Origin of the sequence: Halomonas sp. SH5A2, from assembly GCF_014263395.1 — a bacterium.
GTDB lineage: Bacteria > Pseudomonadota > Gammaproteobacteria > Pseudomonadales > Halomonadaceae > Vreelandella.
Window position 1 is genome coordinate 526,494 of sequence record NZ_CP058321.1, and the last position, 12,229, is coordinate 538,722.

Genomic DNA, 12,229 nt, shown 5'->3' on the forward strand with positions numbered 1-12,229 from the left:
CTGATGTAACAGGTGTCTTGTCTTTTTAGAGGTCGCTACGATGGTTATGGATATTAACGAAATTCGCGAGTACTTGCCGCACCGCTACCCGTTTTTGCTGGTTGATCGGGTAACGCAGCTAACCAAGGGCGAATCCATCGTTGCGTATAAAAACGTCAGCATTAACGAGCCGTTTTTTAATGGCCATTTCCCCCACCATCCCATCATGCCGGGTGTCCTGGTGATTGAAGCGCTGGCTCAGGCCTGCGGTATTCTAGGTTTTAAAACGGTTAATAAACTCCCCGCCGATGGCTATGTGTATTACCTGGTGGGTAGTGATAAAGTACGTTTCAAGCGTCCGGTGATGCCTGGCGACCAGATGGTGCTCGAAGCCGATGTTATCCGCGGCAAGCGGGGCATCTGGAAATTCGCCTGCCGGGCGACGGTCGATGGTGAACTGGCCTGCGAAGCAGAGATTATTTGTGCTGAGAGGAAAGTGGCTTGATACATCCTACTGCCCTTGTTGATCCCGCCGCGCGGCTTGCCGACGATGTCGAGGTCGGCCCTTTTAGTGTGATTGGCCCGGATGTCACCATTGGTGCGGGGTCGGTTGTCGGCCCTCATGTGGTGGTCAAGGGGCCGACAACGTTGGGCGAGCGCACGCGCATTTTCCAGTTTGCCTCCGTGGGTGAGGATTGCCAGGATAAAAAGTACGCGGGCGAGCCAACGCGCCTTGCGATGGGTGATGATAACGTCATTCGCGAAGGTGCCACGTTGCACCGCGGCACGATTCAGGACCGTGGTGAAACCACCATCGGGTCGCGCAACTTGATCATGGCGTATGTGCATGTGGGTCACGACTGTGTGATTGGCGATGACTGTATTTTGGCCAATCAGGTAACGTTGGCCGGTCACGTGACGGTCGGCAATTTTGCCATCCTGGGCGGATTGGCGGCGATTCATCAGTTTTGCTATTTCGGCGATCATGCCATGGCAGGCGGTGGCTCGATCATCACCAAGGATACGCCTGCGTACGTGATGATCAACGGCAACCCTGCTGAAGCTCGCGGCCTCAACCTTGTTGGACTGAAGCGCCGTGGTTTCAGTAGCGAAGCCATCAACGCCCTGAGTGCTTCCTATAAATTGGTGTACCGGCAAGGCTTGACGGTGGAGCAGGCACTTGCCGAAATGCGCCGCCAGTATCCCATCCCTGAAGTGTCCCACTTCGCTGATTCCATCGAGCGTTCAACGCGCGGCATTACCCGCTAACCGGCGGTTTTTCATGGAACCACAGCGCATTTACCTAGTGGCAGGCGAGCTTTCCGGGGATATCCTCGGCGCAGGGCTGATGCGCGAACTTAATGCGCGCCACCCGGACGTTGAGTTTCGTGGCATCGGCGGCCCGCGCATGCAAGCTCAGGGCCTCAATAGTCGCTTTCCCCTCGAAACTCTATCAGTGATGGGGCTGGTGGAGGTCATCAAGCATCTGCCTGAACTGATTCGCGTACGCCGTACGCTTCGCGAAGAAGCCATCGCCTGGCAGCCCGATATCATGATCGGAATTGATGCGCCCGACTTTAATATTGGCTTGGAGAAAAAGCTTCGCGAGACGGGCATAACGACGGCGCATTATGTCAGCCCGTCGGTGTGGGCATGGCGGCAAGGGCGGGTAAAGAAGATTGCCAAAGCCGTGGACGGCATGCTGACGCTGCTGCCTTTTGAAGCTGCTTTCTATCGCCGTCATCGGGTGCCGGTTGCCTTCGTTGGCCACCCGCTGGCCGACGAGCTGCCGCTCGAAAATGATCGCTCAAGCACTCGTCAGTCGCTTGGGTTGGATGAGCAGGTGCCGGTGCTGGCGCTGCTGCCCGGTTCACGAAGCAACGAGATACGCTTCTTAGGCGCTACCTTCTTGCAAGCCGCCGAGCTGCTTTGCCAACAGCATCGCACGCTCCGGGTGGTGATCCCGGCAGCCAGCGCGCAGCGCCGCGACGAAATTGATCGACTCTTGCAAGCCTATCCAGCGCTTGGCGAACGCGTGGTGTTACTCGATGGTCAGGCCCGCGAAGCGATGGTGGCAAGCGATGCCGTGCTGTTGGCGTCAGGCACCGCTGCGTTGGAGGCCATGCTCTGCCACCGCGCCATGGTGGTGGCCTACAAAATGGCCCCGATGACGCACTGGCTGGCCAAACGGCTGGTCAAGACGTCCTGGGTGTCATTACCCAACCTGATTGCCCAGCAGTCGATTGTGCCCGAGCTGATCCAGGACGCCGCCACCCCCGAGGCGATCGCCGAGCAGCTCAGCGCGCTATTGACCGACGATGTGGGTCGGCACGCGCTAGAAGCCCGCTTTGCCTCGATGCACCAGGCGCTTCAGCGCCATGCCAGCCGCCGTGCGGCAGATGCCATCGACGCGCTGATCGCCGGTCAGCCACTCCCCTTGCAGGATGACCGCATCGATGGCTGTTAAAGCAACCGATTTTCCGCCGCTGCAGATTGACTACGCCGGTGCGCGCCTGGCGGGGGTCGACGAAGTAGGACGAGGGCCGCTGGTGGGCAGTGTAGTCGCCGCTGCCGTGATCCTTGATCCTGCCAGGCCCATCGACGGTCTGACCGATTCCAAAAAGCTGACGGCGCGCAAGCGGGAAGCGCTGGACAACTTGATTCGCGAGCAGGCACTGGCTTTCACAGTGGCCGAGGCCAGCGCCGCCGAAGTGGACCAGCTCAATATTTACCATGCCACGCACCTGGCCATGCGCCGGGCCATCGATGGTCTTGCGCCGGCGGCTGAGTACCTGTTGGTGGACGGTAACCGGCTACCGGGGCATGCGCTGCCCGGCCAGGCGGTCGTCAAAGGGGATGCCCGGCATCCGGCGATTGCGGCGGCGTCTATTTTGGCTAAGGTTGCCAGGGATGCCCAAATGGTTGCCCTGGATATGCGCTATCCTGAGTATGGGTTTGCCCGCCACAAGGGCTACCCGACCAAAGAGCACTTATCGGCGCTTGCGGTTCATGGACCATTAGCCGACCATCGAAGAAGCTTTGCGCCAGTGCAGCGCCAGTTAGCACTGCTGTAGCCTTTCTATTTATCTAGCGTTTTTACCGAGAGTCTCATGACGGTTCCGTTCGTTCATCTACGTTTGCACAGTGAATATTCCCTGGTCGATGGCTTGGTCAAGCTCAAGTCGCTGGTCAGCACGACTGCTGAGCGCGAGATGCCAGCGCTGGCGCTGACCGACGAAGCCAACCTGTTCGGTCTGGTAAAGTTTTATAAGGCCGCCCAGGGCGCTGGCCTGAAGCCTATTATCGGCAGCGACTTGTGGCTGCATAATCCCCACGACGAGGCGCATCCCTACCGCCTGACGCTGCTGGCGATGAACGAGGTGGGTTATCGCAATTTGACTGAACTGATTTCCAGGGGCTGGACCGACGGCCAGCGGCAGGGCCGCGCCATTCTGGATAAGCAGTGGGTGCTTTCGCAAAGTGAAGGACTGATTGCGCTGTCAGGGGCGCGCGACGGTGAAATAGGCCGCCACCTGCTTTCCGACCACGAGCGTGAAGCACGTGGGTTGCTGGAGGAGTGGCAGCAGGCCTTCCCCGACCGCTTCTACCTTGAACTCATCCGCACCGGGCGGCCCCTGGAAGAAGACTGTGTGCACGCCAGCGTGAAACTGGCGATTGATACCCAGACGCCGGTGGTGGCGACCAACGATGTGCGCTTTCTGGAGCGTGATGATTATTGGGCCCATGAAACCCGCGTGGCGATCGGTGAAGGCAAGGCGCTCGACGATCCCCGCCGCGAGCGTCGCTATACCGAAGAGCAGTACCTCAAAAGCCCTGCCGAGATGGCCGAGCTGTTTGCCGACATTCCCGAGGCGCTGGAAAACAGCGTGATGATCGCCGAGCGCTGCAGCGTCGACGTGCGCCTCGGCGAGATATTCCTGCCCGAATTCGAAATTCCCGAGGGCATGACCCAGGACGAGTTTTTCCGCAAGATTTCCCACGATGGCCTGACGGACCGGCTGGATTTTCTGTTTCCCGCCGAACGTTATCCGCGCGACGGTGACGAGTACAAGGCGATCGACCAGCGCTATCGGGAGCGGCTCGATTTCGAGTTGAACATCATCATCCAGATGGGCTTTCCCGGCTACTTCCTGATCGTGATGGACTTTATCCAGTGGGCCAAGGATAACGATGTGCCGGTCGGGCCCGGGCGCGGCTCCGGTGCGGGTTCACTGGTGGCCTACGCGCAGAAGATCACCGACCTCGATCCCATCGGCTACGACCTGCTTTTCGAGCGGTTCCTGAACCCCGAGCGGGTTTCCATGCCCGACTTTGACGTCGACTTCTGCATGGAGAAGCGCGACAAGGTCATCGAGTACGTGGCCGAGCGCTATGGGCGTGATGCGGTATCGCAGATTGTCACCTTTGGCACCATGGCCGCGAAGGCGGTGGTGCGCGACGTCGCTCGTGCCCAGGGCAAGCCCTATTCACTGGGCGACAAGCTCTCCAAGCTGATTCCCTTTGAAGTCGGTATGACGCTCGATAAGGCGATCGAGCAGGAAGCCGCGCTGAAAGAATTTATCGACAGCGACGAAGAGGCCGAGGAAATCTGGGAAATGGCCCTCAAGCTCGAGGGCACCACCCGGGGTACCGGCAAGCACGCCGGGGGCGTGGTAATTGCACCCACCAAGCTCACCGACTTTTCGCCGCTGCTTTGCGATGAGGACGGCGCTGGCCTGATGGTGCAGTTCGATAAAAACGATATCGAAGATGCCGGGCTGGTGAAGTTCGACTTTCTGGGGCTGCGCACGCTGACGATCATCGACTGGGCGCTGGAAATGGTCGACAAGGTGCGCGACGCCAACGACCAGGGGCCGCTCAACATCGACGCCATTCCCCTGGATGATGGCAAGACCTTCGAGATGCTCAAGCGTGCCGAGACCACGGCGGTGTTCCAGTTGGAATCCCGGGGTATGAAGGAGTTGATCAAGCGCCTGTTGCCCGATTCCCTCGATGACATGATCGCCCTGGTGGCCCTGTTCCGCCCCGGGCCGCTGCAGTCGGGCATGGTGGACGACTTCATCAACCGTAAGCACGGCCGCGCGGAAGTGTCTTATCCACACCCGGATTACCAGCACGAGCTGTTGAAACCGGTGCTGGCCCCCACCTACGGTATCATCTTGTACCAAGAGCAGGTCATGCAGATCGCTCAGGTGATGGCGGGCTACACGCTCGGCCAGGCCGACATGCTGCGCCGGGCGATGGGTAAGAAAAAGCCCGAGGAAATGGCCAAGCAGCGCGCCGGTTTCATGGAAGGCTGCGCGGCCAACGGCATTGATAAAGATCTGGCGGGCAATATCTTTGACCTGGTGGAAAAATTCGCCGGTTATGGTTTTAACAAATCGCACTCGGCTGCTTACGCGCTGGTGTCGTACCAGACGGCCTGGCTCAAGGCGCACTATCCGGGGCCTTTCATGGCGGCGGTCATGTCCACGGAAATGGACAACCTGGATAAAGTCGTACCGCTGATCGAGGAGTGCCGAAACCTCAAGCTGACGGTGACCCCGCCAGACGTCAACGTGGGCGGTTACAAGTTCACCGTGGATACACAGGGCCGCGTGGTGTACGGACTGGGGGCGATTCGCGGCGTGGGTGAAGGCCCTATTGGCGCGATCGTCGACGCCCGTGAAGCGGGCGGCGCGTTCAGCGACCTCTTCGACTTCTGCAAGCGTATTGACCCCAAGCGCATGAACAAACGCACGCTGGAAGCGCTGATCCGCTCCGGCGCGCTGGATAACCTGGGCCCCAATCGTGCCGTGCTCGCCGCTGCCATGGAAGATGCCCTCAAGGCCGCCGCGCAAAATCACGCCAACCAGAACTTGGGCATGCTGGATATGTTCGGCGAGGCGTTTACTGCTGAAGAAGAGGCGGTCGATGTCTACGCCGAATACCGCCATGTCCGCGAATGGACCGACCGCGAACGGCTGTCAGGCGAGAAAGATACCCTCGGCCTCTACCTGACAGGCCACCCGATTGATGAGTACGAGCGTGAACTAAAACGCTTTGTATCGACGCGGATCAGCGATTTAAAAGCGTCCTGGGAGCCCCAGCGGATCGCTGGTTTGGTGGTGGCCATGCGCACCATGAAATCAAAGCGCGGCGATACCATGGCGTTCATTACCCTGGATGACCGCACCGGGCGCATCGAAGCCTCGCTGTTTGGCGAACTGTTCGAGCAGTTGCGTGGGCAAATCGCTGCCGACGAAGTGGTGATTGTCGAAGGCGAGGTGTCCAACGATGACTTCTCCGGCGGTCTCAAGCTGCGCGGCAAGGATGTCACCCCCATGGTGGCGGCGCGCGCACGCTTTGGTCAGGCGGTGGAGCTGGCGCTGGATGCCCAGCAGCTCAACGGCCGTCTGGTCGAGAGTTTGCGCGCCAGCCTGTCGCCATTTCGCGACGAAGCCGGGCTGCCCGTCCGCCTGCAGTATCGCCACCCCGATGCCGTGGGCTGGCTGGAACTGGCGGATGAGTGGAAAGTCGCCCCCAGCGATGATTTGCTGCTGACCCTGCGCGATGTGCAGGGTCAGGTGGGTGTCCAGCTACGCTACAAGTAGACGCGTTCCGCGAGTCGCCTTGCGTGGCAGGGCCAGGGTGCGATAATGGTTGCATCTGTGCGCGTTTCGACAAGGCTTATTTTTAACAGGCAGAGCCGATGAATCCTAATTATCTCGATTTTGAACAGCCCATTGCCGAACTTCAGGCAAAAATTGAAGAGCTGCGTTTGGTCAGCTCCGATAGCCAGGTCAACCTTTCCGACGAAATCGCCCGGCTGGAAGAGAAAAGCCGCAAGCTGACGGAGTCGATTTTCAAGGATTTAACCCCTTGGCAGGTGTCCCAGCTGTCACGCCATCCCCAGCGCCCCTACACGCTGGATTACCTTGAGCACATCTTCAGCGACTTTGACGAGCTGCATGGCGACCGCAACTTTGGTGACGACGCCGCACTGGTGGGAGGGGTGGCGCGCCTGAATGACAAGCCTGTCATGGTGATTGGTCATCAAAAGGGCCGCGACGTTAAAGAAAAAGTGCGCCGTAACTTTGGCATGCCGCGCCCGGAAGGCTACCGCAAAGCCTGCCGGTTAATGGAAATGGCCGAGCGCTTCAAAATGCCCGTGCTGACCTTTATCGATACGCCAGGGGCCTACCCGGGGATCGATGCCGAGCAGCGCGGCCAGTCGGAAGCCATCGCCTACAATCTGGCCGTTATGTCGCGCCTGAAAACGCCGATCATCTCCACGGTGGTCGGAGAAGGTGGCTCCGGCGGCGCGCTGGCGATTGGCGTGTGCGACGAACTGCAGATGCTTCAGTACTCGACCTATTCGGTGATTTCCCCGGAAGGCTGCGCGTCGATTCTGTGGAAGAGCGCCGAAAAAGCTTCAGACGCGGCCCAAGCCATGGGCATCACCGCTGAGCGGCTCAAGGAGCTGGGTTTCGTTGACTCGCTGATCAAGGAGCCGCTGGGTGGCGCGCACCGGCATCCGGTGACAACGTCCGAGCGCGTCAAGGAGGCGCTTGTAGCAAGTATCGACCGGCTGCAGCGGATGGATACCGATGCCCTGCTGGCGCGCCGCTATGACCGTCTGATGAGCTATGGCGCCCCAGCCGCCTGAATCGCTTGTTGACCCGCTTAACGACGCCCTGGTGGAAACCCCACCGGGGCGCTCTGTTTGGGTGGCCGTTTCCGGCGGGCTGGATTCGTCGCTACTGCTGACCCTGGCCGCGGACGTCTGCCGTAAGGCCCAACAACCGCTGCGAGCGCTACATGTCAATCATGCCCTGCAACCTGCCGCCGACGCCTTTGAAGCGCACTGTCATGCGTTGTGCGCAAGGCTCGGCGTGCCCCTCACCGTGGCAAGGGTAACCGTCGAACACCAAGGCGAAGGGATCGAAGGTGCCGCTCGTCGGGCGCGCCTGGCCGCCTTCCAGCAGCATCTCCCGCCTGGCGATACACTGTGGCTGGCTCAGCATCAAAACGATCAGGCTGAAACGCTGCTGCTGGCCGCGATGCGGGGTAGCGGGGTTCGCGGACTCGCCGCCATGCCCTATCGTCGCGATTGGCAGGGCATTACTCTTTTGCGGCCATGGTTGGCGATCAGCCGTGATCAGCTTGCCGAAACGGCCAAGGCCATTCAGCTAGCCTGGTGCGACGACCCGACCAACGATGATGTTGCCCTGGACCGCAACCTGCTGCGTCACCAGGTAGTGCCGCTACTTGAAGCGCGCTGGCCTGCGGCGTGCCGGGCGCTTTCACAAAGCGCCCGGCACGCCGGAGAAGCCGACGAATTGCTGGCCGGCTACGCCAGCGAAGAGTTGCAAACCCTGCAGGGTGTTGATGGAGGTCTGGACGTGGCTGCGTTGAGCTTACGCGACCGTCCGCGCCAGCGCCTATTGGTGCGTACACTGTGCCAGCAGGCGGGCTTGCCCACGCCGCCGCGTGAACGCCTGGAAACCTTGCTTGATCAACTGATTGCCGGGCGTGACGCCCAGGTGCGAGTGACTTGGCCGGGGGCCGAAGCGCGGGTGTGGCATGAGCAGTTATTTGTCATGCTGCCTTTAGAAAATCCGCCACCCTGGCAAGCGAGCTGGAACGGCCAGGCGGGTATCGAAACGCCGCTGGGCCCGCTCGCGCTGACGCTCGAGACCGACCAACCGGTGACGTTGCGCTGGCGCCAGGGAGGTGAGGTGATTCGTCTGCCCAAACGAGGGCGCCGGGCGGTCAAGCGGCTTTTGCAAGAAGCCGGTTTGCCGCCCTGGCAGCGCGAGTGGGTGGTCTTGGTGATGCAAGAGGAAGAATGCCTGGGCGTGGTTCAGCCACCCGCCACGTTAATGTGGCGGGCGGACGGCGTCAGGTTTCGCTAGCTGGATTACTCAACAAGCTGCAGCCGGAATCCTGCCGTCTCCATGTAGCCTTGCTCCTGTTCCAGGTCAGTACTCAGCAGCGTTGGCTCGTCGCTTTCGGGCAAGGTGATCGTCAACTGATCACCGTCAGCGCTTACCTCGGGCAGTGGCGGGGCGGATTCGGGCCGTGAATGATTGAGCAACACCGCCAGCCGTAGTAGGCGTGCCAGCTTGGCACTTTGTGCCTGCTGGTTTTTAGGCAGCGCCTGCCACTCTTTGAGGGGAAACTTGCGCCGGTGGGCGCGGACTAAAAACGCCAGCAGCCGCTGCTCCGGGCGCGAAAAACCAGCGAGGTCCGAATGCTCAAGCAGGTAGGCACCGTGGCGGTGAAACTGGCTGTGGGAAATTGCCAGGCCAATTTCGTGCACGTGACTCGCCCAGCGTAAGTAACGCTTGAGCGAGTCGTTCAGCGACCAATCATCGTGCAGGGCATCAAATAGTCGACTGGCGGTATCCGCCACGTTGTCCGCCTGTCGGCTATCCACGTCATAGGTGCGCTTCAGCACGTCGAGGCTTTTCGAGCGGGTGTCTTCGGCGCTATTACGCCCCGCCATGTCATACAGCACACCTTCGCGCAGGGCCCCGTCAGCAAAGCGCATCTGCTCAAGGTCAAAGGCTTCGAAAATAGCGCTCAGAATGGCGATCCCGGCAGGAAACACCTTGGCGCGGTCGGACTTCAAACCGTCGAGCTCGACCTTGTCGAGCCGTTTGCACTTGATAAGCCGCTCGCGCAGCTTTTTTAAGCCGCCGCGGGTGATCAGACCCTCCTGAGTCGTGTCGCCGTAGGCGAAGAGCACGCTGGCCGCTGCCTTGATCGTGCCACTGGAACCCACCGGGTCGTCCCAGCCCAGGCGCTGATAAGGGCGCTGAATATTGGCCAGCTCCGACAGCGCGGCCAACTCGGCACGGCGCATGCGTTTTTCGCTGAGCTCGCCTTCGGGGAAAAAGCGCCGAGAAAATGTCACGCAGCCCATGCGCAGACTCTCCAGCGCTCTGGGCTCGAAGGCCTCGCCAATGATGAACTCGGTGGACCCGCCACCGATATCGACAATCAGGCGGCGACCGTTTTCCGCCAATGCATGGGCAGCGCCCAGGTAGATCAGGCGGGCTTCTTCGCGGCCGGCAATAATCTCGATGGGATGGCCAAGCTGGGCCTCGGCGCGTTCGATAAAGGCTTGGCTGTTATGCGCATCGCGCAGCGCGTTCGTCCCCACGATACGCAGATTTTGCTGGGTGATACCGGTAAGGAAGGGCGCAAAGCGTCCCAAACAATCCAACGCCCGTTGAATGGCGGCCTCGCTGAGCTGGCCCTCTTCATCCAAACCGGCGGCAAGCTGGACCTTTTCGCCGAGGCGCGCCACGACTTGAAGGCGCTCATTCTGGTAGTTGGCCACCAGCAGATGAAAGCTGTTCGACCCCATGTCGATGGCCGCTAAACGTTGTGGTGCCCCCTTTTCGGCCGCTACGTCAGGGGCGTCGGTGGTGAGCGAAATGTCCTTGGGCATGAGCTATCCTTCGTGTTGACTGACCCAAGGTTGCGGGGGGCTTTATTTAATGTCAATTGCCAAAAGCTTGCGTTTGACGCGGGGGTTGACTAACATCGAGCTACTGGCTTGATACGACCGGATTTACCCATATATAACCCAGGTCGCCCCAGATATTATTTAGCGCTGTAATTGGCGTGACTGCGCGGTGAAGGTTATGTATATCGCGCCCGATGATGTCGGCCAGATGTCCAAGTCGTCAGATAGCCCGCTGGTCCAGCCGTTCCTGTGTTGACCAGACTAATCAGCACTAGCACCCTCGAACTGAGTCACCATTAATCATGTGGTTAATAAGTCTCAGTCTAGCCCCTTTATTCGAGTGAGTGCCTTCTCGGGGTCTGAACGCATCACACGGCGCCTAGCCATATAATCAAGAGCTACGCCTCCTGTCCTATTTCGGCGCTTAGCGCCCAGCTTTCATGAGCAACTTTCTAATCACACCGATGAATCTCACTGAACTCAAGCAAAAAACCGTTCCCGAGCTGCTCGATATCGCCCGTGAAATGGGTATCGATAACTTGGCCCGTTCGCGCAAGCAGGACATCATCTTCGCCATCCTCAAAAAGCACGCCAAAAGCGGTGAGGATATTTACGGCGATGGGGTGCTGGAAATTCTTCAGGATGGCTTTGGCTTTTTGCGCAGCGCCGACAGCTCTTATCTCGCCGGGCCGGACGATATCTACGTCTCGCCCTCGCAAATCCGTCGCTTCAACCTGCGTAAAGGCGACTCCATCTCGGGCAAGATCCGGCCGCCCAAAGAGGGCGAGCGTTACTTTGCGCTGCTCAAGGTCAGCCAGATCAACTTTGACCGCCCGGAAAACGCCAAGCACAAGATTCTCTTCGAGAACCTGACGCCGCTTTTCCCGGATGACCGACTGCGCATGGAAATCGGTAATGGTTCCACCGAGGATCTGACCTCGCGGATCATCGACCTGACAGCGCCGATCGGCAAAGGTCAGCGTGGCCTGCTGGTGTCACCGCCCAAAGCGGGTAAGACGCTGATGTTGCAGAACATCGCCACCTCGATCACGCGCAATAACCCCGAGTGTCATTTGATCGTCCTGTTGATCGATGAACGTCCCGAGGAAGTGACCGAGATGTCGCGCACCGTGCGTGGCGAAGTGGTTGCCTCGACCTTCGATGAGCCGCCCGCCCGCCACGTGCAGGTGGCCGAAATGGTCATCGAAAAAGCCAAGCGGCTGGTTGAACACAAAAAGGACGTGGTGATTCTGCTCGACTCGATCACACGTCTGGCGCGTGCTTACAACACCGTGGTGCCAAGCTCCGGCAAAGTGCTTACCGGTGGTGTTGACGCCCACGCGCTCGAGAAGCCGAAACGCTTCTTCGGGGCGGCGCGTAATATCGAAGAGGGCGGCAGCCTGACGATTATCGCTACCGCGCTGGTGGATACCGGCTCGAAAATGGACGAAGTCATTTTCGAGGAGTTCAAGGGCACCGGTAACATGGAAGCGCACCTGGACCGCAAGCTGGCGGAAAAACGCGTCTTCCCTGCGATCAATATCCGTCGCAGCGGTACGCGTCGCGAAGACCTGCTGGCCTCCGAAGAAGAGATGCAGCGCATGTGGATATTGCGCAAGCTGTTGAATCCCATGGAGGACACCGCTGCCACCGAATTCCTGATTGACCGCTTGAAAGATACCAAGACCAATCTGGAGTTTTTCGACGCGATGAAGCGCCGCTAGGGTTTCCTCAAACAGACCTAGCGGCATGATGGCCGGCCAGGGAGTG

At 59.7% G+C, this 12,229-nt stretch carries 9 protein-coding genes; 8 read left to right on the plus strand and 1 reads right to left on the minus strand.

Annotation, left to right across the window (positions count from 1 at the left end; genetic code table 11):
* Nucleotides 1-40 precede the first annotated feature (40 nt).
* From fabZ to tilS, 7 genes are all read left to right on the plus strand, one after another.
* Complete coding sequence (gene fabZ / locus HXW73_RS02515) at nucleotides 41-484, plus strand: 3-hydroxyacyl-ACP dehydratase FabZ (RefSeq protein WP_186254744.1); 444 nt, start codon at nucleotides 41-43, stop codon at nucleotides 482-484.
* Entirely contained in the window at nucleotides 481-1,248 is a 768-nt protein-coding gene (gene lpxA / locus HXW73_RS02520; RefSeq protein ID WP_186254745.1) for an acyl-ACP--UDP-N-acetylglucosamine O-acyltransferase, read from the plus strand. Before fabZ ends, lpxA begins: the two co-directional genes overlap by 4 nt.
* A gap of 13 nt (nucleotides 1,249-1,261) precedes the next feature.
* On the plus strand, nucleotides 1,262-2,446 hold the full coding sequence (lpxB, locus tag HXW73_RS02525; protein ID WP_186254746.1) for a lipid-A-disaccharide synthase: 1,185 nt from the start codon (nucleotides 1,262-1,264) through the stop codon (nucleotides 2,444-2,446).
* Nucleotides 2,436-3,053 carry a ribonuclease HII gene (gene rnhB / locus HXW73_RS02530; RefSeq protein ID WP_186254747.1) on the plus strand — a complete coding sequence of 206 codons (618 nt, stop codon included), beginning with the start codon at nucleotides 2,436-2,438 and terminating at the stop codon, nucleotides 3,051-3,053. Before lpxB ends, rnhB begins: the two co-directional genes overlap by 11 nt.
* Nucleotides 3,054-3,089: 36 nt before the next feature.
* Nucleotides 3,090-6,593 (plus strand): DNA polymerase III subunit alpha, encoded by a 3,504-nt coding sequence (gene dnaE, locus HXW73_RS02535; RefSeq protein WP_186254748.1) that lies wholly within the window; start codon nucleotides 3,090-3,092, stop codon nucleotides 6,591-6,593.
* A gap of 98 nt (nucleotides 6,594-6,691) precedes the next feature.
* Nucleotides 6,692-7,648 carry an acetyl-CoA carboxylase carboxyltransferase subunit alpha gene (locus tag HXW73_RS02540; protein ID WP_186254749.1) on the plus strand — a complete coding sequence of 319 codons (957 nt, stop codon included), beginning with the start codon at nucleotides 6,692-6,694 and terminating at the stop codon, nucleotides 7,646-7,648.
* Entirely contained in the window at nucleotides 7,629-8,897 is a 1,269-nt protein-coding gene (tilS, locus tag HXW73_RS02545) for a tRNA lysidine(34) synthetase TilS (RefSeq protein ID WP_186254750.1), read from the plus strand. The genes HXW73_RS02540 and tilS overlap by 20 nt, the downstream gene beginning before the upstream one ends.
* 5 nt (nucleotides 8,898-8,902) lie before the next feature.
* Here tilS and ppx read toward each other — a convergent pair whose 3' ends face one another.
* The gene (ppx, locus tag HXW73_RS02550; RefSeq protein ID WP_186254751.1) at nucleotides 8,903-10,441 is read right to left on the minus strand and encodes an exopolyphosphatase; all 1,539 of its coding nucleotides are present in this window, start codon (nucleotides 10,439-10,441) and stop codon (nucleotides 8,903-8,905) included.
* 482 nt (nucleotides 10,442-10,923) lie between these two features.
* Between ppx and rho the strand changes: the two genes are divergently transcribed.
* The gene (gene rho / locus HXW73_RS02555) at nucleotides 10,924-12,183 is read left to right on the plus strand and encodes a transcription termination factor Rho (protein WP_066322024.1); all 1,260 of its coding nucleotides are present in this window, start codon (nucleotides 10,924-10,926) and stop codon (nucleotides 12,181-12,183) included.
* Nucleotides 12,184-12,229: the final 46 nt, after the last annotated feature.